Source organism: Ruegeria marisflavi, from assembly GCF_025673445.1.
Lineage (GTDB): Bacteria > Pseudomonadota > Alphaproteobacteria > Rhodobacterales > Rhodobacteraceae > Ruegeria_B > Ruegeria_B marisflavi.
In genome coordinates, this window is the sequence record NZ_JAOVQN010000017.1 from 43832 (window position 1) to 69482 (window position 25651).

25 protein-coding genes are annotated in these 25651 nt (G+C 64.5%); 12 read left to right on the plus strand and 13 right to left on the minus strand.

Features of this window, described 5'->3' with window-relative positions; genetic code table 11:
- Positions 1–90 precede the first annotated feature (90 nt).
- The gene (locus OEZ49_RS16010) at positions 91–549 is read right to left on the minus strand and encodes an NUDIX hydrolase (protein ID WP_164132934.1); all 459 of its coding nucleotides are present in this window, start codon (positions 547–549) and stop codon (positions 91–93) included.
- A 182-nt stretch (positions 550–731) separates the two neighbouring features.
- On the opposite strand from OEZ49_RS16010, the gene gndA reads away from it, so the two are divergent.
- Positions 732–2105 carry an NADP-dependent phosphogluconate dehydrogenase gene (gene gndA, locus OEZ49_RS16015; RefSeq protein ID WP_263389259.1) on the plus strand — a complete coding sequence of 458 codons (1374 nt, stop codon included), beginning with the start codon at positions 732–734 and terminating at the stop codon, positions 2103–2105.
- A gap of 181 nt (positions 2106–2286) precedes the next feature.
- Positions 2287–2982, plus strand: a complete 696-nt coding sequence (gene aqpZ / locus OEZ49_RS16020) for an aquaporin Z (protein ID WP_263389260.1) — start codon at positions 2287–2289, stop codon at positions 2980–2982.
- 59 nt (positions 2983–3041) lie between these two features.
- On the opposite strand, the gene OEZ49_RS16025 is transcribed toward aqpZ, so the two are convergent.
- Positions 3042–3662, minus strand: coding sequence for a glutathione S-transferase family protein (locus tag OEZ49_RS16025; RefSeq protein WP_263389261.1), 621 nt, complete (start codon positions 3660–3662; stop codon positions 3042–3044).
- A gap of 129 nt (positions 3663–3791) precedes the next feature.
- Here OEZ49_RS16025 and OEZ49_RS16030 point away from each other — a divergent pair, with 129 nt between their 5' ends.
- Entirely contained in the window at positions 3792–5396 is a 1605-nt protein-coding gene (locus OEZ49_RS16030; RefSeq protein ID WP_263389262.1) for a GMC family oxidoreductase, read from the plus strand.
- A gap of 92 nt (positions 5397–5488) precedes the next feature.
- On the opposite strand, the gene hrpB is transcribed toward OEZ49_RS16030, so the two are convergent.
- Positions 5489–7939 carry an ATP-dependent helicase HrpB gene (hrpB, locus tag OEZ49_RS16035; protein ID WP_263389263.1) on the minus strand — a complete coding sequence of 817 codons (2451 nt, stop codon included), beginning with the start codon at positions 7937–7939 and terminating at the stop codon, positions 5489–5491.
- A 221-nt stretch (positions 7940–8160) separates the two neighbouring features.
- Here hrpB and meaB point away from each other — a divergent pair, with 221 nt between their 5' ends.
- The 4 genes from meaB (at position 8161) to OEZ49_RS16055 (ending at position 10670) form a co-directional block, all read left to right on the plus strand.
- Positions 8161–9141 carry a methylmalonyl Co-A mutase-associated GTPase MeaB gene (gene meaB, locus OEZ49_RS16040; protein ID WP_263389264.1) on the plus strand — a complete coding sequence of 327 codons (981 nt, stop codon included), beginning with the start codon at positions 8161–8163 and terminating at the stop codon, positions 9139–9141.
- A 226-nt stretch (positions 9142–9367) separates the two neighbouring features.
- Entirely contained in the window at positions 9368–9655 is a 288-nt protein-coding gene (gene rpmB, locus OEZ49_RS16045) for a 50S ribosomal protein L28 (protein ID WP_263389265.1), read from the plus strand.
- A 140-nt stretch (positions 9656–9795) separates the two neighbouring features.
- Positions 9796–10146 carry a hypothetical protein gene (locus tag OEZ49_RS16050; RefSeq protein WP_263389266.1) on the plus strand — a complete coding sequence of 117 codons (351 nt, stop codon included), beginning with the start codon at positions 9796–9798 and terminating at the stop codon, positions 10144–10146.
- A 47-nt stretch (positions 10147–10193) separates the two neighbouring features.
- Positions 10194–10670: a copper chaperone PCu(A)C gene (locus OEZ49_RS16055; RefSeq protein WP_263389267.1), complete on the plus strand. Its 477-nt coding sequence runs from the start codon at positions 10194–10196 to the stop codon at positions 10668–10670.
- Between the two features lie 49 nt (positions 10671–10719).
- Here OEZ49_RS16055 and OEZ49_RS16060 read toward each other — a convergent pair whose 3' ends face one another.
- Together OEZ49_RS16060 and OEZ49_RS16065 are read right to left on the minus strand one after the other, a co-directional pair.
- Positions 10720–11703 carry an ornithine cyclodeaminase family protein gene (locus tag OEZ49_RS16060; protein WP_263389268.1) on the minus strand — a complete coding sequence of 328 codons (984 nt, stop codon included), beginning with the start codon at positions 11701–11703 and terminating at the stop codon, positions 10720–10722.
- Positions 11700–12398, minus strand: coding sequence for an NAD-dependent deacylase (locus OEZ49_RS16065; RefSeq protein ID WP_263389269.1), 699 nt, complete (start codon positions 12396–12398; stop codon positions 11700–11702). The genes OEZ49_RS16060 and OEZ49_RS16065 overlap by 4 nt, the downstream gene beginning before the upstream one ends.
- Before the next feature lie 44 nt (positions 12399–12442).
- Here OEZ49_RS16065 and OEZ49_RS16070 point away from each other — a divergent pair, with 44 nt between their 5' ends.
- Together OEZ49_RS16070 and OEZ49_RS16075 are read left to right on the plus strand one after the other, a co-directional pair.
- A complete protein-coding gene (locus OEZ49_RS16070) occupies positions 12443–12886 on the plus strand; it encodes a low molecular weight protein-tyrosine-phosphatase (protein WP_263389270.1) in 444 nt (147 codons plus the stop codon).
- A gap of 16 nt (positions 12887–12902) precedes the next feature.
- Positions 12903–13412 (plus strand): GNAT family N-acetyltransferase, encoded by a 510-nt coding sequence (locus tag OEZ49_RS16075; protein ID WP_263389271.1) that lies wholly within the window; start codon positions 12903–12905, stop codon positions 13410–13412.
- A 279-nt stretch (positions 13413–13691) separates the two neighbouring features.
- Here the strand turns inward: OEZ49_RS16075 and OEZ49_RS16080 are convergent, their stop codons facing one another.
- Complete coding sequence (locus OEZ49_RS16080) at positions 13692–14660, minus strand: LysR family transcriptional regulator (protein WP_263389272.1); 969 nt, start codon at positions 14658–14660, stop codon at positions 13692–13694.
- A gap of 77 nt (positions 14661–14737) precedes the next feature.
- Between OEZ49_RS16080 and hisD the strand changes: the two genes are divergently transcribed.
- Complete coding sequence (hisD, locus tag OEZ49_RS16085) at positions 14738–16039, plus strand: histidinol dehydrogenase (protein WP_263389273.1); 1302 nt, start codon at positions 14738–14740, stop codon at positions 16037–16039.
- A gap of 48 nt (positions 16040–16087) precedes the next feature.
- On the opposite strand, the gene OEZ49_RS16090 is transcribed toward hisD, so the two are convergent.
- Positions 16088–16405, minus strand: coding sequence for a hypothetical protein (locus OEZ49_RS16090; RefSeq protein WP_263389274.1), 318 nt, complete (start codon positions 16403–16405; stop codon positions 16088–16090).
- 285 nt (positions 16406–16690) lie between these two features.
- A complete protein-coding gene (locus OEZ49_RS16095) occupies positions 16691–17908 on the minus strand; it encodes a hypothetical protein (protein ID WP_263389275.1) in 1218 nt (405 codons plus the stop codon).
- Between the two features lie 29 nt (positions 17909–17937).
- On the opposite strand from OEZ49_RS16095, the gene lepA reads away from it, so the two are divergent.
- The gene (gene lepA / locus OEZ49_RS16100; RefSeq protein WP_263389276.1) at positions 17938–19737 is read left to right on the plus strand and encodes a translation elongation factor 4; all 1800 of its coding nucleotides are present in this window, start codon (positions 17938–17940) and stop codon (positions 19735–19737) included.
- Positions 19738–20194: 457 nt separating this feature from the next.
- On the opposite strand, the gene OEZ49_RS16105 is transcribed toward lepA, so the two are convergent.
- The 5 genes from OEZ49_RS16105 to OEZ49_RS16125 form a co-directional block, all read right to left on the minus strand.
- The gene (locus OEZ49_RS16105; protein WP_263389277.1) at positions 20195–21118 is read right to left on the minus strand and encodes an AlbA family DNA-binding domain-containing protein; all 924 of its coding nucleotides are present in this window, start codon (positions 21116–21118) and stop codon (positions 20195–20197) included.
- A 298-nt stretch (positions 21119–21416) separates the two neighbouring features.
- Positions 21417–21818: a type II toxin-antitoxin system Phd/YefM family antitoxin gene (locus OEZ49_RS16110; RefSeq protein ID WP_263389278.1), complete on the minus strand. Its 402-nt coding sequence runs from the start codon at positions 21816–21818 to the stop codon at positions 21417–21419.
- A gap of 761 nt (positions 21819–22579) precedes the next feature.
- On the minus strand, positions 22580–23386 hold the full coding sequence (locus OEZ49_RS16115) for a metal ABC transporter permease (protein ID WP_263389279.1): 807 nt from the start codon (positions 23384–23386) through the stop codon (positions 22580–22582).
- A complete protein-coding gene (locus tag OEZ49_RS16120) occupies positions 23386–24138 on the minus strand; it encodes an ATP-binding cassette domain-containing protein (protein WP_263389280.1) in 753 nt (250 codons plus the stop codon). Before OEZ49_RS16120 ends, OEZ49_RS16115 begins: the two co-directional genes overlap by 1 nt.
- Positions 24135–24614 (minus strand): helix-turn-helix domain-containing protein, encoded by a 480-nt coding sequence (locus OEZ49_RS16125; RefSeq protein WP_263389281.1) that lies wholly within the window; start codon positions 24612–24614, stop codon positions 24135–24137. The genes OEZ49_RS16120 and OEZ49_RS16125 overlap by 4 nt, the downstream gene beginning before the upstream one ends.
- A gap of 103 nt (positions 24615–24717) precedes the next feature.
- Between OEZ49_RS16125 and OEZ49_RS16130 the strand changes: the two genes are divergently transcribed.
- Entirely contained in the window at positions 24718–25638 is a 921-nt protein-coding gene (locus OEZ49_RS16130) for a zinc ABC transporter substrate-binding protein (protein ID WP_263389282.1), read from the plus strand.
- The last annotated feature ends 13 nt before the right edge of the window (positions 25639–25651 follow it).

The window sequence follows — 25651 nt, forward strand, 5'->3', positions numbered from 1 at the left end:
TTCGTTGTCCCGCTGTGGAATTCGCGACGTGCCAATAGACCGCCTGCGGCGTCAAAGCAACCAAACCGTCATGAAATTGTTGGTTTGCCGTTACAATTGCCTCAGCAGGTCCTGCAACTGCGGTTCCTGGACCATGTTCGCGGCCTCCTGCGGGGCGACCCAGCGCAGGGTGCGCTGTCCCGCCTCGGGGAACTCGTCGGTCTGTTCCTCGACATCCAGACGGTAGACATAGGTCTCCACCGGCTCGACCGTGCCGTTCTTGCGCCGCTTGCCATAGCCAAAGATGCCAACCGGTTCTTCGGCCACCTCGGCCCGCGCGACGCCCGCCTCTTCCCAGGCCTCGTACAGCGCGGTTTCCGGGCCGCTCTTGCCGACGATGGGCCAGCCCTTGGGCACGATCCAGCGTCCGGTGTCCAGGCTGGTGATCAACAGAACCTCGGGCCCACGGTCCGATGGCCGCAGGCACAAGGCCGCGACCTGCGCGCGCTTGGGGCGCTGCAACATTGGGCGAACCAGTTCGGACCACGCTTTGGCGACTTTCGACTTCATGCTCTCCACCTCTACAGTGATTGAAGTTTTTTATTTCGTGTGGAAATCTGACCGATATTTGTACCTTTCTCGCCAAAAATCAACAGAAATCCCGTTTTTTGGCCGATATTGCCTGCCTGCTTGCACGTGAAACGGGCATCGCGCATCCTGCGCTTCGCAGGCAGAGCTTGACCGGAGGCATGATGGCGCACCCACGGATCGGGATTTACGGATTGGGAACCATGGGCAGCGCGCTGGCGCTGAATTTCGCCAGCCACGGCATCGACATTGCCGTCGCCAACCGCGAGGCCGACTGGGTCGCGCCCTTCCTCGACCGGGCGGGGCCGCTGGCCAGCAGGATCACCGGCTGCCCGGACCCGGCCGCGCTGGTGCAGGCGCTGCCCGCGCCCCGGCTGATCCTGCTGATGATCCCCTCGGGCGCGGCGGTCGACGCGATGATCGACACATTCCTGCCGCTGCTCGCATCGGGCGATACGCTGATTGACGCGGGCAACTCCGATTTCCAAGACACCCGCAGGCGCGCGGCGGCGCTGGCCGGACGCGGCATCGCTCTTGTCGGTCTCGGGGTTTCGGGCGGCGAGCAGGGCGCGCGCCACGGGCCGTCGATGATGCTGGGCGGCCCGCCCGATGCCTGGGCGCGCCTGCGCCCTCTGCTCGAACCGATTGCCGCACAGTTTCGGGGCGATCCGTGCGTCGCGCATGTCGGACCGGACGGGGCGGGGCATTTCGTCAAGACCGTGCACAATGGTATCGAATATGCCGATATGCAGATGATCGCCGAGGTCTATGGCCTCTTGCGCGATGGCGCCGGGTGGCGGGCGTCCCGGATCGGCGCCCAGTTCGCCGAATGGGACAAGGGACCGCTCAGATCGTTCCTGGTGGAGACCACGGCCCGTGTCCTGGCCGCCACCGACCCCGAAACCGGGCAGCCGATGGTGGACATGATCCGCGACACCGCAGGGCAAAAGGGCACCGGCCGCTGGACCGTTATCGAGGCGCTGCATCTCGGCCAATCCGCTTCGGCGATCGAGGCGGCGGTGGCCGCGCGCGCCTGGTCCGGCCTGGCGCGCCTGCCCTCGGCGCAGTCGGCCCCGCCGCTGCCGGTCCAAGCGGGCCGGCTTGCCCAAGCTTTGCAGGCCGGGCGCCTGATCGCGCACCTGCAAGGCTTCGCCATCCTGCGCACTGCGGCCGCCGAGTATGACTGGCCCCTCGATCTGGCCCGTATTGCCGAGATCTGGCGCGCGGGTTGCATCATCCGCTCGGACCTGCTCGACCGTCTCGCGCCGATCTGGCGCAATGCCGGAGACGCCCCCCTGCACCAAGCTCCGGGCATCGCAGAAATGTTGTCCGCCGATCTGCCCGCTCTGCGCGAAACGGTGGCACAGGCGGTGGCCTTGGCGTTGCCGGTTCCGGCGCTGTCGGCGGCGCTTGCCTGGGCCGACAGCCTGGCGCAACAGCGCGGCACCGCGAACCTGATCCAGGCCCAGCGCGACGCCTTTGGTCGTCATGGTTTCGAACGCACCGACAGGCCGGGGCCCGCGCATTTCGACTGGTAATCCTGTCCGGGCCCGACCCGGTATCGCCCGCCAACACCTGCGACCAAGATCAAGAAAGTTGACACAAGAATATTTCTTGGGACTTACTACCTGATCCGCAAGCGCTTTTCGTCCTTGTCCTTGGCGAAATGTCCCTTCGCGGTCGGTGATTTTCGTGCCGGTTTCCCTGAGGGAGAACTCTATGACCAACAAACTACTTGCTGAAGTCTTCGGAACCTTCTGGCTGGTGCTCGGCGGCTGTGGCAGCGCCGTGCTGGCAGCCGGTGTTGCAGATGTCGGGATCGGCTGGGCAGGCGTCAGCCTGGCCTTCGGCCTCACCGTTCTGACCATGGCCTATGCGGTCGGGCATATCTCGGGCGGCCATTTCAACCCGGCGGTGTCGCTGGGCCTGATGGTGGCGGGGCGCTTCGACAGCAAACTGCTGCTGCCCTACTGGGCCGCTCAGGTGATCGGGGCCGTTCTGGCCGCGCTTGTGCTCTATATCATCGTCTCGGGCGGTGCGGGCTTTACCGGCGTCGGCGGTTTTGCCTCCAACGGTTATGGCGAGGCCTCGCCCCAGGGCTATTCGATGATGTCCGGCCTGGTGACCGAGGTCGTGCTGACCGCCTTCTTCCTGATCATCATCCTCGGCGCCACGTCCAAGGGCGCCCCGGCCGGTTTCGCGCCAATCGCCATCGGCCTTGGCCTGACGCTCATCCATCTGGTGTCGATCCCGGTGACGAACACCTCGGTCAACCCCGCCCGCTCGACCGGCGTGGCGCTGTTTGCCGATGGTCCGGCACTGGCGCAGCTCTGGCTGTTCTGGGTGGCACCGCTGATCGGCGGCGCCCTGGGCGCGATCCTGTGGAAGGTCATCGCGGGCGACGACGCGGACTGATCACGCACAATACGGGCCGGCTCCGGACGGGGCCGGTGACCGGAACCAGCGCGCTCCGGTCAGGCCTGGCCATTCCGGCAATAGGAGTGGAACCCGCCCCGGTCGGACATTCGTCCCATCCAGTCTGCCACCGCGGGCAAATCCGGACGCTCCATCGGCGTGCTTTCCCAGCGGTTGGTCGACAGGGCGAGGACAATATCGGCCAGCGTGAAATTCTTACCACAGACAAAGGCTCCAGTCTCGGACAGGCGCCGATCCAAAAGTGTCATCGCGGCATTCCAGTCCCGGACACTGGCCTTCTGCGCGTCTTGATCGGCAAACCTCGGATCCTTGCGCACCAACCCCATGAACGCCGCACGCCACGCGGTGTTCAATTCGGCAATCTGCCAATCCATCCAGGCTTCGACACTTGCCCGCCCGGCGGGCTCTTCGGGAAGTAGGTCGCCACGTCGCTGGCGGCTGGCGACATAGCGGCAGATCGTGTTCGACTCCGTCAACACCAGATCACCATCCAGCAGCACCGGCACCAACCCCTTCGGGTTGAGGACAAGAAAGCTGGGGTCGGACGTGGGCCACGTCTGTCCGCCCCAGTCCTCCCGGTCCACCGATAGCCCCGCCTCGGCACATGTCCAGAGAACCTTGCGCACGTTGATCGAGTTCTTCTGCCCGAGTATCCGCATATCTGTCCCCTTGGTGTCCGGCGTTTGCCATGACGCGGTTGGTACCTGCCGAACGCGGGTCGCGCGACGGAGATTGCCCCATTGCATCCCCCGTCTCAATCGGCAAGCTGGCAGACGAGGGAGACTAAAATGACCGAGCAGCTTGCAGGCGATTACGACTATATCATCGTAGGTGGAGGCACCGCCGGATGCGTGCTGGCCAATCGGCTCAGCGCCGACCCGAAAACCCGCGTTCTGCTGCTCGAAGCAGGCGGCAAGGGCCATTATCACTGGGTCCATATCCCGGTGGGTTACCTTTATTGCATCGGCAATCCGCGCGTCGACTGGATGATGAAGACCGCCGCCGAACCCGGCCTCAACGGCCGCAGCCTGGTCTATCCGCGCGGCAAGGTGCTGGGCGGCTGCACCTCGATCAACGGCATGATCTACATGCGCGGGCAGGCGGCCGACTATGACGGCTGGCGGCAGATGGGCAATACCGGCTGGGGCTGGGACGACGTGCTGCCCTATTTCCGCCGCTCCGAGGATCACCACAAGGGCGAGACCGACCTGCACGGGGCCGGGGGCGAGTGGAAAGTCACCACCCAGCGCCTGAGTTGGGAGATCCTGCGCGCCTTTCAACAGGGCGCGCGCGAGTTCGGTTACGAACCCACCGAGGATTTCAACAGCGGCACCAACGAGGGCTCGGGCTTTTTCGAGGTCAACCAGAGGAACGGCGTGCGCTGGAACACCACCAAGGCATTCCTGCGCCCGGCGATGAACCGCCCCAACCTGCGCGTCCTGACCCGGGCCGAGACCCAGCGGCTGATCCTCGACGGCAAGCGTGTCACCGGCGTTGTCTTCCGCCACAACGGGGCCGATCACACGACCACGGCGCAGGCCGAGGTGCTGCTGGCCGCCGGTGCCATCAACTCGCCCAAGCTGATGGAACTCAGCGGTATCGGACAGCCCGACCGCCTCTCGGCGCTGGGCATCACCCCGGTGCATGACCTGCCTGGCGTGGGCGAGAACCTGCAAGATCACTTGCAGATCCGAACCGTGTTCAAGGTCTCGAACACGCCCACCCTGAACGAGACGGCCAATTCGCTGACCGGCCGCATCGGCATCGCGCTGAAATATGCGCTGACCCGCTCGGGCCCGCTCAGCATGGCGCCCAGCCAGTTCGGCATGTTCACCAAATCCGACCCGGCGCTGGAAACGCCGGACCTGGAATACCACGTACAGCCTCTGTCGACCGACCGGCTGGGCGACCCGCTGCACCCGTTTCCGGCGATCACGGTTTCGGTCTGCAATCTGCGGCCGGAAAGCGTGGGCGATTGCCACATTACCAGCGCCGAAACCGGCCCGCAGCCGCATATCCGGCTCAACTACCTCAGCGCCCCGCGCGATCAGCAGGTCGCGGTCGCCGCCGTGAAACAGGCCCGCCAGATCATGACCGCGAGGGCGCTGGCGCCCTATGCGCCGCAGGAGTTCTTGCCCGGCCCGCAGATCGCCAGCGACGCGGATCTGCTGCGCGAGGCGGGCAATATCGCCACCACGATCTTTCACCCCGTAGGGACCTGCAAGATGGGCAACGACCCGATGGCGGTGGTTGCCCCCGACCTGCGTGTGCACGGGTTGTCGGGCCTGAGGGTAATCGACGCCTCGATCATGCCAAAACTCGTCAGCGGCAACACCGCCTCGCCCGTCATCATGATCGCGGAAAAGGCCGCCGACATGATCCGTGCGGGCTAGCCTTTCCTGCCACCTGCTTCTTTCTGGTCTCAAATACCTCCGGGGGTGAGGCCCGTCAGGGCAGAGGGGGTAGAGCCCCCTGATCCCCCGGCCTAGCTGCCGCGCGGCTTGGCCCTCAACGTCGGATCGGCGGCGCGCGGGTCTTCGGGCCAGGGATGCTTGGGGTATTGCGCGCGCATGTCCTTGCGCACATCCGAGTAGGATCCGTCCCAGAACCCGGGCAGGTCGCGGGTGATCTGGATCGGGCGCTGGGCGGGTGACAGGAGGGTGATTTTCAGCGGCACGCCCGCCACCACCGGATGCGCCGTGACCCCGAACATCTCTTGCAGCCGGACCGAGATTTCGGGCACTTCATGGGCATAGTCGATAGGCACCTTGCGTCCCAGCGGTGTGACAAAGGCACCGGGCGCGCGGGTCTCCAGCTCCTGGCTCTGGCCCCAGTCGAGCCGTGCCTTCAGCGCTGGCAGCGGGTCAAAGCGTTTCCAGTCCTCGGCGCTGCGCACGCCCGAGAGCATCGGCAAAAGCCAATCCTCAAGGTTTTCCAGCAGCCCAGCCTCGGAGAAATCCGGCAACTCGGCGCCCTCGGCGCGCACCAGTTCCACCCGCCGTGCCAGCCGGGCGGCGGCACCGTCCAGCCGCAGGCCGAGGTCGCGCACGCCCTCCAGCATCGCGCGGGCGACGGCCTCGGGCGGCACATCCTTCCAGATCCGGTCGCTCAGGGTGATCGCGCCCAGCCGCTCCTGTTGCCGTGCGACCACCCGGCGATCGCGCCGCGACCAGTCGCAGGTGTCCAGGGTGGCGATCTGACCTCCGAAGAGGTCGCGCAGCTCACCCTCGCCGATCCGCACGGCCATGCGGATGCGCGCCTCGCGCGGGTCGCCATCGGTGTCGATGGCCACCAGATAGGGCGCGGCGGCCAGTGCCTCGCCGGGCTCCAGCGCCGCCCCCTTGCCGCCCGACAGGACAAAGCGCGGCGCCTCGCCCTTGCGCCGCTGGCCGATCCGGTCGGGATAGGCGAGCGCTGCCATCGCCGCCGGGCTCATCGCCTCTGCCGATGGGGTGGCCTGCCGCTCCAGCCGCTTCACCTCACCCCGGATGCGGTCGATCACGCCCATGTTCACCTCATAGGGCCGCGCGCGCCGGAACCGCGCCGTATCCCGCAAGGCCTCCAGCCGCAGTTCCAGATCGGCGGGCGCGCCGCGCAGCGGGTCGCGCTCGGCCATCAGCGCCGCCAGCGGCGCTGCCTGCCGCCCGGCCACGGCCAGCATGTGGCCCAGTCGCGGATGCAGCGGCAAAGCCGCCAGCACCCGCCCATGATCGGTGATCCGCCCACGCCCGTCGAGCGCGCCCAGCATCGCCAAGAGCGCGCTTGCCTCGGCAAGCGCGCCCTCAGGCGGCTGGGTCAGGAACGGCAAGTCCCCGGGCTCAGCCCCCCAAAGCGCCAGTTCCAGCGCGAGGCCCGCCAGATCCGCCGCCTCGATCTCGGCCGGGGGAAATGCCGCAAGCGCGCCTTCCTCGCCCCGGGTCCAGAGGCGATAGCAGACGCCCTCGGCCACGCGCCCTGCGCGGCCCGCGCGCTGGGTCGCCTCGGCGCGTGTCACCCGCTCGGTGACCAGCCGTGACATGCCCGACCCCGGATCGAACCGCGCCCGCCGGGACTGTCCCATGTCCACCACCACCCGGATATCGGGAATGGTCAGCGAGGTTTCAGCGATCGAGGTCGCGAGCACCACCTTGCGTCCGTCCGTGGCTGGGGCCAGCGCCGCCCGCTGCGCGGCAAAGGGCATGGCCCCGAACAGCGGCCTCACCGCGCAATCCCCCGGCAGACGTTTGGACAACAGCGCCTCGGCGCGCCGGATTTCACCTTCGCCGGGCAGAAAGACCAACAGGCCGCCGCCGCTGTCGCGGGTCTCGGCCTCGGCCCGAACGACGAGATCGACCAGTGCCTCCACCCGCCGCGCCTGCGGGCCCAGCGGCCGGTCCAGCCAGCGCGTCTCGACCGGAAAGGCGCGTCCCTCGGACGTGACCAGCGGCGCCGCCATGAGGTCCGCCACTGGCGCGGCATCGAGCGTTGCCGACATTGCCAAGAGGATCAGGTCGTCGCGCAGCGCGCCCGCCACTTCGAGGCAGAGTGCAAGTCCCAGATCGGCATTGAGCGAGCGTTCGTGAAACTCGTCAAAGATCACCGCGCCCACCCCGGGCAGGTCGGGGTCCGATTGCAGCATCCGGGTCAGGATGCCTTCGGTCACCACCTCGATCCGGGTCGCCTTGGACACCTTGGCCTCACCGCGGATCCGGTAGCCTACGGTCTGCCCCGCAGCCTCGCCCAGGGTTTCAGCCATGCGCTCGGCGGCGGCGCGCGCCGCGAGCCTGCGCGGCTCGAGCATCACGATCCGCCCCTGCGTCAGCCCGGCCTCCAGCATGGCCAGCGGCACCCGCGTGGTCTTGCCCGCGCCCGGCGGCGCCTGCAACACGGCCCGGCCCCGCCCTTGCAAGGCGGCGATCAGTTCGGGCAGGGCGTCGTCGATGGGCAGGCGTGTCATGCCGCCTTATCGCCAGAGCGGCGGGGGCAGGTCCAGTCCCATTCGGCAGCTCCGGGTGACGCGCGGTAGCGGATTTGAGTATTTGAGACCAGAAAGAAGCAGCACCACCAGCGCTGGTAGTCGGGCGCGCTGCACAGGGACAATCCGGCGCATCCCGTGGGTCGGCTCTGGACAAACCGGGGCCTGCTCCGCCATTCAGGTCAAAATTCGCGAGGACCGGCATGGATATCACACAGCTTGGTGACAGGATACTCTCGGGCGACCGCCGGGCGTTGGCGCGGGCGATCACGCTGGTGGAAAGCCGCCGTGCCGATCACCGGGCCGAGGCGACGGCACTGCTCGACCGGCTGGCCCGGTCCGAGCGGCAGGCGCTCAGGATCGGGCTATCTGGCACGCCGGGTGTCGGCAAGTCCACCTTCATCGAAAGCTTCGGCATGATGCTGGTGGGGCAGGGGCTGCGCGTCGCGGTGCTGGCGGTCGATCCCAGCTCGGCCCGTTCGGGCGGTTCGATCCTCGGCGACAAGACCCGGATGGAGCGCCTCTCGCGCGAGCCCAACGCCTTTATCCGCCCGTCGCCCAGCCAGAGCCACCTGGGCGGTGTGGCGCGGCGCACCCGCGAGGCGGTGGCGCTGTGCGAGGCGGCGGGGTTCGATGTGGTGCTGATCGAGACGGTAGGCGTCGGCCAGTCCGAAACCGTGGTCTCGGAACTGTCGGATCTGTTCCTGCTGCTGCTGGCGCCTGCGGGCGGTGATGAGTTGCAAGGCGTCAAGCGCGGCATCATGGAGATGGCTGACATGATTCTGGTCAACAAGGCCGACGGCCCGCTGAAACCGGTCGCCACCAGAACCTGTGCCGACTATGCCGGTGCGCTGCGCCTCTTGCGCAAGCGGCCGCAGGACCCCGAGCACTTCCCCAAGGCGCTCACCGTCTCGGCAGTCGAAGAACACGGGCTGGCCGAGGCCTGGACCGAGATGCAGACGCTTACACAATGGCGCAAGGCGCAGGGGCACTGGGCCCGAAACCGCGCCGCGCAGGCGCGCTACTGGTTCGGACAGGAGGTGCGCCACGCCCTGCTGGCCCGGCTGGAAAGCCCCCAGGCGCGGTCCGAGATGGACCGCCTCGCCAAGGCGGCAGCCGACGGTGACCTGACCCCGGCCAGCGCCGCCGAGCAGATGCTGGCCTATCTGAACGCCAACCGATGACTTCCTCTTGCCCAAAATATCCCCGCCGGAGGCATGGTCCGGCACGGGCCATACAGGCGATCCGGCTGCGCAGGGATTCAGGGCAAAGAATCCGCGCCATCCGTCTTGACCACCCAGCCGATTCCCACTACACGCATCCAACCAGTTTTCGGGCGCGACTTCGGGTTGCGCCCCTTGTGATTTGGCCGGTATCCCATACCCGCCACCAGATACGAAGGAAGAGACCATGTCGCGCCGTTGCGAACTGACCGGAAAAGGCCCGATGACTGGCAACAATGTCAGCCATGCAAATAACAAGACCCGCCGTCGTTTTCTGCCCAACTTGAACGACGTGACGTTGCAGTCGGAAACCCTGGGCCGTGGCGTCAAGCTGCGCATCTCGGCGGCTGCCCTGCGCTCGGTCGATCACCGTGGCGGTCTGGACGCTTTCCTCGCCAAGGCCAAGGACGAGGACCTGTCCGACAACGCCCTGAAGGTCAAGAAAGAGATCGCCAAGGCGCAAGCCGCGGCCTGATCGACTTCAGGCCACTGGATTGCAGAAAACCCCGCGCCGATCGGTGCGGGGTTTTCCGCATCCGGGGGCAAGCGTCCAGCTGTCACAGCGGCCCGATGCCGCCTTGTGTTCCCCCATGGGAACGCGCTAGCAGATCGGCAATGATGATCCGTCTGCGCATATCCGTCGCCCTGATCCTGGCCGCGCTGCTGGCGCTGACCGGGCAGGGGTTGGCCAATTCCCGTGGCCTGAAAGCCGCAGTGGGCCAGATGGAGATCTGCACCGGCACCGGCCCGGTGATTCTCTACATGGACGAGGACGGGCAGCCGGCGGCCCCGCCGCATTACTGTCCCGATTTCGCATTGGCCCTGCTGGGGGCGCTGACGCCTGACGCCATAGCCCTGCCTGTCCTGCCCGAGGGTGCGGGTCCGCAGCCCGATGGCACCCTTGCCAGCCTGATTTCCGCAACTCTCTCTGCCGTTCCGGCCCGCGCGCCGCCTGTCCCGGCCTGATCCGACCCAAATCAGACCAATCAGGACATGACCAAGGAGAGAGACCCATGTCGTTCAAATCCACACTGCTGGCGGCAGCCGCAACCCTGATCCTTGCCTCGGCCGCGTTGGCCGGGGACATCACCATCGACGACGCCTACGCCCGTTCGGCGGGTGCCAATGCCAAGGCGGGCGCCGCCTTCATGATGATCCACAACGCCGGCGACACCGACGACCGGCTGATCGACGCCCGCTCGGACGTGTCGGCCCGGGTGGAACTGCACACCCACAAGATCAACGACCAGGGCGTCGCGCAGATGATGCATGTGCCCGAAGGCTTCGTGATCCCCGCCGGTGGCATGCACGCGCTGGCGCGCGGCGGTGATCACGTGATGTTCATGGGCATCAAGGCACCTTTTGAACAGGGCGCATTGGTGCCAGTGACGCTGGTGTTCGAAAAGGCCGGCGAGATCGAGGTGGAGATCCCCATCGATCTGGAGCGCCAGGATGGCGGCCACGGCCACATGAAAAAGAAAAGCAACTGAGGGGCGGGCACGCCTGTCTTCAGGCTGCGTTGCAGCCCTCATCCATGCGTCAGGCCGGGTCTGAACCCGGCCTGGGGCGCCAGTCCGCCAGGGTTCCCACCCGGGCCTCGCGGGCGCGGTCCAGCGCCAGGGCCGCTATCGCAAAATCGCCGATCGCCATACCGCGAAACACGAAACCGGCGCGTGCCGCCGGGTCGCGCGCAAGGGCCGGTCCGGTCACCAGCGTCGCCAGATCGCCGCTTACCAAAGCCGGTTCGACCATCGGGCGGGAGTTCTCCAACTCCTGCGCCTGATCGTCGATGTAGAGCGGCGCCAGTGCCGCCATCCCTTCGGCCCGCCAGGGCACGCCCGCATCGGTGATCGCGGCAAAGGCGCCGGGTTTCAGCCAGCGGGCGTCCAGAAACGGTTCCATCCCATAGGCCAGCGTCACCGAAGAGACCACGATATCCGCCGCCGCCAGCGCCGCCTGCGGCGTGCTGGCGATCTCCACCTCCAGCCCCCGCGCCCGGGCCAGCGCGCCCAGGCGCTCCAGATTGCCCGCGCCGCGCCCCACAAGCACCGCGCGTCGCAGCGGGAAGAGGTCGCAGAACGCCGCCAGGTGGCTGCGCGCCTGCGCTCCGGTGCCGACAAAGGTGATCGTCTCGGCCGCCGGGGCGGCCAGCCGCCGCGCCGCCACCGCGCTCAGCCCGGCGGTACGCACGCCGGTCAGCCAGCCCGCCTGCATCAGCGCCAGCATCTCTCCCGTCTCGCTGTCCTGCACCAGCACCACGCCCTCGACCCCCGGCAACCCGCGTGACGGGTTGCGCGGGCTGACCATCACCGACTTGACCACCGTCAGATCCGGCGCGTCGCCCGTGGCCAGCGTCGTCATCACGTAACGCCCGTCGCCCGGCAGCACCGCCGATTTCGGCGCCACCTGCACCGCGCCGCGCGCCTGTGCCGCAATCGCCGCCTCCAGCGCCGTCAGCACCTCGGCCGTGGTGATCCCAAGCCCGGCCAGTTCGACATCCGACAGGATCAGGAACCCGCTCATGCCCGTCCCTCCAGCAGGCGGTCGACCCAGTCGGGCACGATCCGGCTTGCCGGGCCGAACCGGGTTTCGTCAAAGCTCGATACCACCGCCGAGGGTTCCAGATTCATCTCCACCGTCCGCGCCCCCGCCGCGATCGCCTCGTGTACAAAGGCCGCCGCCGGATAGACCTGCCCCGAGGTGCCGATGGCCGCGAATACGGAACAGCCCGCCAGATGGTCATAGATCGCATCCATGAAGTAAGGCATCTCGCCGAACCAGACCACGTCGGGCCGCGCCGCAGGGCGGGTACAGGCGGGGCAGGGGGTCTTGGTGTTCATCACCTCGGGCGCCTGCCAGCGATGGCCGCAGGCCCCGCATAGCGCGCCCGCCAGCGTGCCATGCATATGGATCACCTCCCGCGCGCCGCCCGCCTCGTGCAGGGCATCCACGTTCTGGGTCACGATCACCACCTCGCCCGGCCAGTCCCGCTGCAACCGCGCCAGTGCCTGATGGGCGGCATTGGGCGCTGCTGCGGCGGCCTGCACCCGGCGCGCGTTGTAGAACTCGTGCACCAGCACCGGATCGCGGGCAAACCCCTCGGGCGTGGCCACGTCCTCCAGCGGGTATTTCGTCCAGATCCCGCCCTTGTCGCGGAACGTGCCCAGCCCGCTTTCGGCCGATATCCCCGCCCCGGTCAGTATGACGATCTTTTCCATGCCCGGCCTTTCGCGTAAGGATCGGGACAAAACCGGAGCCCCGCATGTCCCACCGTATCCTCTTCGTCTGCCTTGGCAACATCTGCCGGTCGCCCGCTGCCGAGGGGGTGTTCCGCGCGCTGATGCCCAATGCCCGAACCGACAGCGCCGGAACCGCGGGCTGGCATGTGGGCAAACCGCCCTATGGCCCGATGCAGGCGGCGGCAGCGGCGCGCGGCATCGACCTGTCGGACCTGCGTGCGCGCCAGTTCAGCGCGGGCGATTTCACCCGCTTCGACCTGATACTGGGCATGGACGCGGAAAACCTGGCAGAGATCGAGGCACTGCGCCCCGCGGGCAATACAACCCCCGTGCGGCTTTTCACGGAATTCGCGCTGGAAACCGGCGCAACCCATGTGCCCGACCCCTATTACACCCGCGATTTCGACGGTGCGCTCGATCTGATCGAGGCCGCCTCGGCCGGTCTGGCGCGGCACCTGGGGCAATGACCACCCGCCCCGCGACATGAGCCTGCGCCCGGCCACCCTTACGGATGCTTCCAGCATCGCCGCCCTCTCCATCGAGGTCTGGATCGGCACCTATCTGAAATCGGGCATCAACGCCTTCTTTGCTGATTTTGTTCTGTCCGAGTTCACAACGCCCAAGATCGAACACCGCCTGGAAGATCCGCGAAACCAATTCATCGTGTCGGAAAACACCCAAGGCATCGACGGCTTCGCCTGCCTGACGCAGAACAGCCCGGCCCCGGTGCCGGGCTGTTCCGATTGGGAAATCTCGACCCTCTATGTGCGGCCCCGCCATCACGGCAAGGGGATCGGCCGCGACCTGCTGCAATCCCTGCTCGCCACCTGCCGCGCGCAAGGCGCGCACTCGGTCTGGCTGGCCACCAATGCCGAGAACACGCCCGCCATCGGGTTCTACATGGCCCAAGGGTTCGAGCCCGTTGGCGAAACCCATTTCCGTATCGGTGACCAAGGATATCTCAATACCGTTTTCCGTCTCAGCCTGGGTTAAATACCCCGCCAATAGCCCGGCACCGGCTTGAATCGGAGTAACCGTCAGGCGCATCAAGATGGCCAGGCTGTGTGGAGTGCTGCCGCTGCGAACTGGCCATCGCGCGCGGCCAAATTCAGCTTTTCCAAAACTGCCCGTTCCTGTTGCGCAATCTCGGTCGCGCCCCTTGCCGGGCGGGGGGCGCCTGCGCTCAATGTCCGGCATTGACCGTTTCGACAGGCTCTGCCGATGATCCCGACCCGAGTTTTAGCCAAGGTGCCCGCCCCGGCACAGGCGCGATCACTGATCGTCGATGACCCGCATCTGTCCGCTCAGCCAGGGCAGCCGGGCCACCGCCGGGTCGATCATCTGGCTCTGTACCAGGCGGCGCATGGTCTGCGCCACGTCGCGCGGCACCCGGTCGGCCCAGTCGGATCCGGCAAACAGCGAGATAGTGCGCGCAAAGGCGGAAAAGGGCAGGGGAAAGGCGTCGATCTCGTCATGGAACCGGGCCGCGCGCATGTATCCCAGCGGGGTTGTCACCGCCCAGCCCACGCGCCGCGCCACCATTGCAATCAGCGCCAGATGCGAGCCGATCTCGAACCGCTCCTCGAATTCCAGCTTGTGCCGCGCCAGTTGCGTCTCGATCTGGCGACTGATCAGCTGCTCGCGCGCATAGCGCAAAAGTGGCAAGGTGCGCAGCACCGCCATGGTATCGCCGCCCTCTGCAATCACCCCGCGCGGAGCCACGATCATGAACGGGTCGCGCACCAGCGGGTATTCGACCACGCCCTCATGCATCTCGCCCGAGGTCGCTGCCACCGCAATATGCAGGCGCCGGGCCTTCATCGCCTCGGTGATCTCATGACTGGGGGCAGTGATCAACTTGAACCGGCACTTGGTCAGGCTGTCGGCCAACAGGACGGCCAGCCGTGGCGTCAGGTCGTTGTCGAAATCGTCGATCAACCCCATGCTGAGCGTGCTCAGATGGGTCAGGTCCATCACCGTCAGCTCGCTCTGCGCCAGCCTGAGTTCGCTCAGCACCGTCTCGGCCCGCGGCAGAAACGCGCGCCCGGCCGGTGTCAGCAGCATGGGCCTGCGGCCATGGTCGACCAGATCGCTGCCCAGCGCCTGCTCCAGGTTCTTCAACTGCTGGCTGACCGCCGGCTGGCTCAACCCGGTCAGTTCGCTGGCCTGGGCCACCGATCCGGTGCGCGCCAGCGCCTCGAACACTTCCAACCCCCGCAGGGTCACGCCTTTCATGAGCATTCCGGTCGCTCCCGACAGTTTTGCTTTTTCTTAATCAGGTTTGACCTTTCGTCAAGCAAATATAACAAGGATTGTGTATGAGTATCGTCATTCTGAAATCCGCCCCCGGGCTGCCCGCCGCCGCGCAAGGCGATGCCTCGGATGTCGTGCAACTGATGCTGGCGCGTCTCAAGCTCGAAGGCGAAGCCGCCGCCCGCCACTATGCCGCCCGGCTCGACGGCTGGACCGGCGAGATCGTGGTTACTCCCGATGAGGTGGCGCGCGCCTGCGAACAGGTGCCCGAAGAGCTCAAGACCCAGATCCGCTATGCCCATGACAACATCCGCCGCTTTGCCGAGGCCCAGCGCGCCTCGGCGCTGGATTTCCAGACCGAGCTGCGCCCGGGCCTGATCGCAGGGCAGAAACAGATCCCGCTGTCTGCCGCCGGGGCCTATGTGCCGGGCGGGCGCTACGCTCATATCGCCTCGGCGCTGATGACGATCACCACCGCTCGCGCCGCAGGCGTGCCGCAGATCACCGCCGTCTCGCCGCCGCAGGCGGGGCGGGGTATCCACCCCGCGATCCTCTATGCCATGTCGCTGGCGGGCGCCGACCGCATCCTGGCGCTGGGCGGGGTGCAGGGGGTGGCGGCGCTGGCCTTCGGCCTCTTCGGCGCGCCGCCCGCCGATATCCTGGTGGGTCCGGGCAACCAGTTTGTGGCCGAGGCCAAGCGCCAGCTGTTTGGCCCGGTGGGCATCGACATGTTCGCCGGTCCCACCGACAGCCTGGTGATCGCCGACGCCACCGCCGACCCGCTCACCGTCGCCTGGGACCTGGTCGGGCAGGCCGAACATGGCTATAACTCGCCGGTCTGGTTGGTCACCGACGACCGGAGGCTGGCCGATGCGGTTCTGGCCCATATCCCCGCCTGCGTCGCCGATCTGCCCGAGCCCAACCGTTCCAGCGCCCAGGCCGCCTGGGATGCCTTGGGCGAGGTGATCCTGTGCGCAGACCGCGAGGAGATGGCCGCCACCGCCGACCGCTACGCGCCCGAGCACCTGCATGTGCAGGCCGCCGATCTGGGCTGGTGGCGCAGCCGCCTCTCGGCCTATGGCTCGCTGTTTCTGGGCGAGCTCACCACCGTGGCCTTCGGCGACAAAGCCAGCGGCCCCAACCACGTGCTGCCCACCTCGGGCGCAGCCCGCTATACCGGCGGGCTCAGCGTGCACAAGTTCCTGAAAACCGTGACCTGGCAGCAGGTCGAGCCGCAGGCGCTGCCCGATCTGGCCCGCGCCACCGCCGCCATCTCGCGCGCCGAGGGGATGGAGGGGCACGCCCGCACCGCCGATATCCGGCTCGACAAACTGCGCCCCGCGCTCAGGCAGGTCGGCAACGGCTGAGCAAACGAAAAGGCGGGCCTCAAGCCCGCCTTGCACTGCAAAATCAGATTACTGGCAGATCGCCTGCGCCAGCTCGCCAAAGGCCTTGTAGCGCTGCCACAGCGCCTCGTCGCTGCTCTTGTCCGACATCCGCACTTCCTGCGCCTGATGTGGATCCTTGAACCACTTGGCGACCTTGCGCCGATCCGACCGGGTCAACGCCTTGTTGGCGGCCTGCTGGATACAGCCGCAGCGCTGCGGCGTCGCCTCGGACCGGCCGCTCTGGCGGCAGGCATCGTTGATCACGCCGGTCGCCGCGAACCCCTGCGCCGGCACCGTCAACCCCATCAGGGCAGCACAGACCGCCCCCGTCAAAATCCGTCTCACGTTCCTGGCCTCTTGCTCTGTCCGCGGGGTCTGCCGCCCCGTCTTTCGGCGCATACTATGGCAAAAGAACCCGCCCGGATCAATCGGGTGCGACAATCGGAATGTATGGCCGGTGAAAAAGTGATCGGCCAAGCCCCGCGCCACGCGTAGGGTGGGCAGTCCTGCCCACCGCACCCGACATGTCAGGAAACGGTGGGCAAACTGCCCACCCTACGGGGGTTGGTCAGAAGACACCCGAAACTCGGGTTGAAGAACGCGCACGGATCGGGCGACGGGAAAGTGTCATCACCCGGGTGGCAGGGTTTTGACAAAAGCCCAGATTGCCTTGGCAACCTGTTGGATACTCTCGTTCTGGGAGGCCAGCGACGCGGCTGCAATGGGCGCGCCCCATTTGACCACGGCCTTTCCCGCCTCCTTGGAGGCCTCGGTCAAGGCCAGGTCGATCTTGCCGCCACAATAGGCCGCGATCCTGAGCGATACGTCCCACAGCGTCTTGGCGATGGTCTTGAGCCTGCCGGGTGATGGCTCGGGTTTGGCAATCTCCGCTTCCAGGTCCTCGATCTGATCCCAGACCAGCACGAAATCGCCACGCACGGCCCGCTGAACTCCATCGTCCAGAGGTGGCCCGCCATTGTCGCCGATCAGACTTGTCGAGGACAGCGCCGAACGAAGCGGCAACATGTCCTTCAGGGCAGCGATTTCCTGTTCAAGATCGAAGAGCCGCTCGATCCGTTCGATCTCTTGTGCCACCGCCTCCGGGCCAGCCTCCCAGATGGCATCGTCGATCAGGGCGATCCGGCGTTGAAGTTCCCAGTCGAGGGGTTCGCCCGCAAGAATCCCCCAATACCAATCATGCCAGAACTTGGTGGAGAGGAAGTCCGGACCTGCGGTTCGCCCCGAACTGATTTTGGGATAGCCAGCACCTGTGAACATGCGATCCATGGTGGGAAATACGACAAGGCTGGAAAATAGCGGGTTCGAGACGCTTAGGGTTTCAGGGTTCGACGACGCACTTATGTCCCCCCTCATCGCATCGCCGGCAACCTTGCGAAACGTGATGTTCAGGTCGAGATCGTTCTCGCTTTCATACTTTGCTATCGCGCCAAAGGCGTCTGCTAAGCAAAGTTCACTACATCTCTCTGTTGAAAAGTCGGTCGTAACAACGGCGCTTCGGGCTGCGTTTTTGGCGCTGATACAGATATCAAGCCTTGCGCCTTCTCCGGGTAGCCGAAGCCTTTCCAAGCTCTCAGTATCGGCCGCAACGGGGCCTAGTTCCGCAGCTACGGCAAGTAGTAATCCTGCGCGATACAAGTTGAGCAAATGTTGTTGTGTGACAGGATTGTCCTGTTCAGTATCCGGTTCGGGTTCAGAAAAGATGCAAGGCATGGCGCGTAGAAAAGCCCTGGCGACGACATGCCTCCGGTGCCAATCTGGCAAGTCAAGTGCGAGATCAATAGCGTCACCAAGCGACGACGGGTCTCGCATTCTATTCTCCTTGACCAAACCAAGATTCCTCATCATATGCCCAATCCATGACAGACCTCGCCCATATCCGCAATTTCTCCATCGTCGCCCATATCGACCATGGCAAATCCACCCTTGCCGACCGGCTCATCCAGGAGACCGGGACGGTGCAGGATCGTGACATGAAGGAACAGTTGCTCGACAGCATGGATATCGAGCGCGAGCGGGGCATCACCATCAAGGCCAACACCGTCCGCATCGACTATACCGCCGACAATGGCGAGCAGTATGTGCTGAACCTGATCGACACGCCCGGCCATGTCGACTTTGCCTATGAGGTCAGCCGCTCCATGCGCGCGGTCGAGGGCTCGCTCTTGGTGGTGGACAGCACCCAGGGGGTCGAGGCACAGACGCTGGCCAACGTCTATCAGGCCATCGACGCCAACCACGAGATCGTGCCGATCCTCAACAAGATCGACCTGCCTGCCAGCGAATGCGACAGGGTGGCCGAACAGATCGAGGATGTGATCGGCATCGACGCCTCGGGCGCGATCCGGGTTTCCGCCAAGACCGGTGTCGGCATCCACGAGACTCTCGAGGCCATCGTCAAGCATCTGCCCGCCCCCAAGGGCACCCGCGACGCGCCCCTGAAGGCGATGCTGGTCGACAGCTGGTACGACAGCTATCTCGGCGTCATCGTGCTGGTCCGTATCATGGACGGCATCCTGCGCAAGGGCATGCGGGTCAAGTTCATGTCGAACGGCACCCTGCACCATGTCGACCGCATCGGCGTCTTCCGCCCCGCCATGCAGATGGTGGACGAACTCGGCCCGGGCGAGATCGGCTTCCTCACCGCCTCGATCAAGCAGGTGCGCGACACCCGCGTCGGCGACACCATCACCAATGACCGCAACGGCACCGACAAGGCGTTGCCCGGCTTCAAACCCGCCCAGCCGGTGGTGTTCTGCGGCCTCTTCCCGGTGGACAGCGCCGAGTTCGAAGACCTCCGCGACGCCATCGAGAAACTGGCACTCAACGACGCCTCCTTCTCCTATGAAATGGAAACCTCGGCCGCCCTCGGCTTCGGTTTCCGCTGCGGCTTCCTGGGCCTTCTGCACCTCGAGGTCATCCGCGACCGGCTTGAGCGTGAATACGATATCGAACTGATCACCACCGCCCCCTCGGTGGTCTACCACGTCTTCATGCGCGACGGCGAGATGCGCGAGCTGCACAACCCCGCCGACATGCCCGACCTCAGCAAGGTCGACCATATCGAGGAACCGCGCATCAAGGCCACCATCCTCGTCCCCGACGACTATCTGGGCGATGTGCTGAAACTCTGCCAGGACCGTCGCGGCATCCAGCAGGACCTCTCCTATGCCGGCTCCCGCGCCATGGTCGTCTATGACCTGCCGCTGAACGAGGTGGTGTTCGACTTCTACGACCGGCTCAAATCGGTGACCAAGGGCTATGCCAGCTTCGACTACCAGCTCACCGGCTATCGCGAGGACAGTCTGGTGAAAATGTCGATCCTGGTGAATGACGAGCCTGTCGATGCGCTGTCGACCATGGTCCACCGCGACCGGGCCGAGGCACGCGGGCGGGCCATGTGCGAAAAGCTCAAGGACCTGATCCCCCGCCACATGTTCAAGATCCCGATCCAGGCGGCCATCGGCGGCAAGGTCATCGCGCGCGAGACCCTCTCGGCGCTGCGCAAGGACGTGACCGCCAAATGCTACGGCGGCGACGCGACGCGCAAACGCAAGCTCTTGGACAAACAGAAGGCGGGCAAGAAGAAGATGCGCCAGTTCGGCAAGGTGGATATCCCGCAGGAAGCCTTCATTTCCGCCCTCAAGATGGACAGCTGAAGCTGTTCATCCCGCGGGCTACCCCCGTAGGGTGGGCAGTCCTGCCCACCATGGTTGATACGCCCGTGCGGTGGGCAAACTGCCCACCCTACACCTGCGTTGCATGCCAAACCGCCAACGCCCCCCGATAGATCTCCCACCCCCGTAGGGTGGGCAGTCCTGCCCACCATGATTGATACGCCCGTGCGGTGGGCAAGCTGCCCAGCCTACGCCTGCCTTGCAAGCCAAGCCGCCAACGCCCCCCGATAGAGCTCCCACCCCCGTAGGGTGGGCAATCCTGCCCACCACGGTTGGTACACCCGTGCGGTGGGCAAACTGCCCACCCTACGCCTGCCTTGTTTGCCAAACCGCCAACGCCCCCCGATAGAGCACCCACCCCGTAGGGTGGGCAGTCCTGCCCACCAATCCCACCTATTGTTCTCAGTGTCAGTAGTTTACCGGACTTCGCTGGTATAGATTATCTAGGGTAATGGTTGTTTTTCCATTTCTCTCGACAGTCTGAGAAGAAGGCATTGTTTCCTTCGAACTTTTCAAGAATATAGTCGACGAAGGTCTGACTATATTGCGGACTTGACTGATCGTGTGGTTTCGAAACCATTTCCGGTCGTTGAACTTCGTTGATAGCTTCCGAAAGCTTTATTGCTTGGATATCATGAGTGTTGATCGGACTATCTAGATTTAGCTTGGAGTTGACTATTTCAATCACTTTAGCTTGTTTGTATGGAAACCCATCGCTCAATCGAGGAAGGCGAACAACCGGCGCATCTGGATCGTTTGTGATGCGAACTTCTGCGTTTGATGCAGTCGAGTGTGTGAGAATTACTTTTGATCCAATCGGTGCTTCAACTACTTTCCGGATGTTTCCGAGCCAATCTTCTCGAATTCTCCCTAACTCTCGATTCAAAAAATCTTCCAAGTCACTTCTCGTGCAAGGTTCACTTTTTGAACCGTGACGAAAATAAACTGTCCCTTTGCTGAAAGCGGTCTTTTGAGTACTCGAATCGATTTGATATGTTCCGACTTTTGCAAATACTAGTGGAACAGATACTGGTTCTACCAGAATTGCAGGAAAACTTCTCTCAGACCTGATTACCCGTACAACTTTCGAACCAGAGTACTCTGACCCAGTGTACTTTCTAATTTGGTCGGAGAGTGAAGCGCTGTCCAAATCAAAAAGGGAGTCGCAGTTATTTTCCGAAGGGCTACCATCGTCTTCAACTCCAAACACCAAGATTCCACCGCGTGTATTTGCAAAGGCTACTATGTCTTTGACAGTTTCTGCCCAAAACGCAGCTTTCTTGTGAGGTGAGTACTCGCGCTTGAAGTCAATCAAATCGCTTTCGTCATTTGTGGCTTCTGCTAACTCAATCAGAGTGTTCATCATTACAACCCACCAAGAATACTGGTTCAGTATGAGCATAAGTTTTGCAAAGACAAGCATACGGAAAGCGCAGGAGGTGACGCGAGAGGGGTCGCATTGGTGGTTTGTTGATCAAACTCAACAAACCGCCCGGCCGCAGGCCGACCCGCCCCCATGGGACGGCGCGATTGCGCCACCCCTCGGGTCGGCGCGGCCCTCCGCTCTGTTTTCCGCCGTCGCAATCGCTCTTCGTCACGGGGCTCCGCCCGTTCGGCCCTGAAACGGTCCACTGGACCGTTTCCAGGACGGGCCTCCCTCCTCACCAAAACCACCCCTTCCTTCTCTCCCCCGCAACCTCGCCGCCCTCCACCCCTTCGACCCCGCCCGCCTTCAGGATCCGGCGTTCCTCGGCGCGGGTCATCTGGATCTTGCGGACCTGGATCGCCGCCTCGCGCGCGGTGACGTAATTGCCGTCCGGCCCTGGTTCCATCCCCGGCACCGTCGGGCGGCGGTGCCACCAGCCGCGCATGCCCGCCAGCACGTGCCGCCAGCCGGTGCGCGCGTCATCGCCCAGGTCCCAGATGCGTTCCACCTCTGGCATCGACACCAGCGACGCCACCGGGCGGCCGTGGCGTGTCAGCACGATCACCGCGCGCGGGTCCTGTGCCCGGGTGACGAGCTGGCCCAGCTGCGCGCGGGCCTCGGAAACGGGGATGTACATCGCGAATCTCCTCTGTACAAAACGGTCAATCAGGGGTCTGAGGCTGGGACAAAACGGTTAAAACGGCCCGATTCCAGCGTACGATCGCCTTTGCGGGTGCAGAAACCGGGGGCGCGGCCCGCGTTAACCCCTGTCCCCCCGCAACCCTGCCGCGCGGTTGGGTTTCACGGGCTTGTCCACAGGCGCTGCCACGGCTTATCCCCATGTTATCCCCGGCGAATTTTCATGCTGCGGTGCTATTTTCTTGCCTGGGGCCGGGGTGGGGTGCCAGATTTGTCTTACCGCAACGGAGCCTCGGTTTCCGAAGCGGGACGCAGGGGCCAGGGGGCCGGGCGGCGCAGCGGAGGCCTTAGGGAAATCGCAGCAATGTCAGGGGCTTACCGGGAGGCGGTTCGTCGCACAGGGTCTTCGGAGCCGGGCGAGGGGTCATCTCTGACACGGGTCTTGCGGGCGGGTTAACGTTTACGGACGTTAATCGGCAAACCGGACGGGGGTTCGCCCTCGCTCGGCAAGGCGTCAGGGCGTGTCCTTAGGGATGCATGCAAAGACCGCGTCTGAGCACCTGACGCCTTTTTCTATTCTGGCAGCGATTTCAGGGGCTTACCTTGACCTTAAGCAGAAACGGGGATCGGCCGTGCGTGGCTGATCCCCGTTGTCCGTGTCTTTGGATGCAATGCCGCGTCTGTTGCACCTGTGGTTAACATCTATCCCATGCATCTATGGGGCGCAACAAGATATTGTCTGTGACTTGGTGTTGCGCGCTATATACGCGGTGTTTTCCGGGCTCTGATCGCGCGGATCGTCGTGGTTGCGACAAAAACCAGCGAGGCCGCGCAAACGATGCTCGGCCCGGCCGGAGTGTCCAAAATGTACGCTGCATAAAGCCCTGATAACGCAGAGAAACCTCCGATCAACGCGGCGCCCGCGGCCATCTCTTCCGGCGTTTTGGCCAAAGGCCGCGCCGCCGCCGCCGGGATCACCAGCATCGCCGCAATCAACAGTACCCCCACCACCTTGATCGCCACCGCCACCACCAATGCTAAAGCCAGCGTTAACCATATTTCGGCCTTCCTTGGGTCCACTCCGGCGGCTCGGGAGAGGTCTGGATTTAATGTTGAAATCAATAGGTTAGGCCACTGCCAAGCGATCAGGATAAGCACAGTCGCGCCGCCTCCCCAGATCACCAGAAGGTCACTGCGGGACACGGCTAGGATGTCTCCGAACAGGAACGCCATTAGGTCCAGCCGCGCGTCGGAGATCAACGAAACAGCGACCATGCCAGCCGCCAGAGCAGTGTGCGCCATCACTCCCAACAGCGTGTCCATCGCATAGCCATGCCCGCGCAAGAGAGTCACCGCCGATGCCATGGCAAGTGAGGCCAGGATCACGGCTGGCAGCACCGATGAAGACAGTGCCAGCGCCAGGGCGACACCCAAAACCGCAGCGTGCGCCGTCGCCTCGCCGAAATAGGCCATCCGCCGCCAGACGACAAAGCAGCCCAAAGGGGCCGAGGTGGCACCGATGCCGACGCCTGCCAGGGCCGCCCGAACCATAAAATCATCCAGCATCAGTCTGCTCCGTGGCTGTTATCATGTTCGCAATCCGCGTCATGTCTATGGCTATGCTGGTGACGATAGAGCGCCAGCGTTCCCTTGGTGCCTGTGCCGAACAGCGCCCGGTATTCGGGTGCGTCTGCAACGACCTCAGGCGCACCTTCGCAGCAGATATGACCGTTAAGGCAAAGTACCCGGTCAGAGGCGGCCATGACCACGTGCAGGTCGTGGCTGACCATGACGACCGCGCATCCCAGGTCTCGGCGCACTTCTTCGATCCGCTGATAGAAGGCAGCCGCGCCCGGTTGATCAAGGCCTTGCGTCGCTTCATCGAGAAGCAGCAGCTGCGGGCGCTCCAGAATGGCACGGGCCAGCAGAACCCGTTGAAATTGCCCGCCGGACAGGTCGGTCATCTGGCGGCTTTCCAGGCCGGGTACACCTGCGCGCGACATGGCGTCGGTGACACGATCATCGGAGATACGGCGCGGCAAGCTCAGGAAGCGTCGCACGGTGATCGGCAGGGCAGAGTCGAGCGCCAGTTTCTGTGGGACATAACCGATACGCAGTCCAGGCGCCCGCTCCACCCGGCCAGAAGCCAATGGAACAGCGCCGATCAAAGCCCGCAGAAACGTCGATTTTCCCGACCCGTTCGGGCCGACTATGGTAACAATTTCGGCCGGTTGAACGGTCATCGAGACCTTGTGCAGGATCTCACGCCCTTCAATGCGGATCGTCAGATCCCGCGCGGCGATAACGGGGGATGTCATGCCGGCTCCTCTTGACAGGCGGGGCACAGGCCCTCGGCCTCGACCACAATCCGTTCGATGGAAAAGCCGGTGGCCAATGCCGCCGCACCCAACCGGCCTTGCTCCAATTCCGTTTCCGCCTCGGCCACGGCCTTGCAGCCCCGGCAGATCAGAAAGGCCGGGACATGGTCCTGTTCTGGATGGGCGCAAGCGGTGTAGGCGTTTATCCGTTCGATCCGGTGTGCAAATCCGTGTTGGACCAGAAAATCCAAGGCGCGGTAGGCGACTGGTGGCTGTGATCCCAACCCGTCGGCTGCCAGCAGGTCGAGTATCTCGTATGCTCCCATCGCCCGGTGGCGTTGCAGCAGGATTTCTAAAACCCGCCGGCGAACCGGTGTCAGATGCAGTTTTTGCTCGGCACATCGGGTTTCCGCCTCGGAGAGGGCAGTGGCGATGCAGCGGTTGTGATCGTGCTGTTCGAAACCGATGGCCGTCATTTTTGGATCCTGTCGAAAGGTTTTGAGTTGATATGTTATAACATCTCGATTATCAACCTCGACTGAAGTGTTATAACATAACAATCAGCCAGTCGAGGTCTCCATGCTACGTCCGTTCCTTGTTGTCAACGCCATCTGTGTTTCCGTCCCCGTCGTGGCCGAGGTCCCTAAAGTGGTCACTGATATCGCTCCGGTACATTCCCTTGTCGCCCAGGTGATGGCGGGGTTGGACGTTCCCGAGCTTATCGTTCGTCCGGGGGTGTCTCCGCATACATACGCGATGCGCCCGTCCGAGGCGCGGGCCCTGCAGCAGGCGGATCTAGTGGTCTGGATCGGCGGCGATCTGACGCCCTGGTTGTCCAAACCGCTTGAGACTTTGGCAAGTGGCGGCCGTCAGGTTGCGCTTCTGGATCAGGAGGTGACACAGACGCACCCGTACAGGGAATTCAACCATGAAGACGAGCATGAAGAAGTCGGGCATGAGGCGCATGACGACCACGACCATGAAGGGCGTGATCCGCATGCCTGGCTGGATCCTCAGAATGCGCGCGCCTGGCTTGGATTACTGGCCGATGAACTGGCCGAGCTCGATCCAGAAAACGCGGCTCTTTACCACGAGAATGCGGCCGCCGCGCAGCTTCGGCTGGATGAGGTCTCCTCGGCAGTGGCCGCGTTGGTATCGCCAATGCAACAGGTTCCCTTTGTCGCTTTGCACGACGCCTTTCAATACTTCGAGCATCGCTATGGGCTGACGCTTGTGGGGACGGTGTCATTGGGCGATGCCAGCAGCCCGAGCCCGGCTCGCTTGGCCGAGTTGCGCGCGGATATCGAGGCATTGGGCGTCGCCTGCGCATTTGCTGAGCCGCAGTTCGATACCGCCTTGCTGGAGGCAGCGGTTGAAGGCAGCGAGGCGCGCATTCTGGTGCTGGACCCTTTGGGCGCGCATTTGGATCCAGGGCCTGAACTCTACAATGACGTTCTCAAGGCGATGGCCGCCGGGTTTGGTGCCTGCACCGGTAGCTGACCGCGTGTAGGGC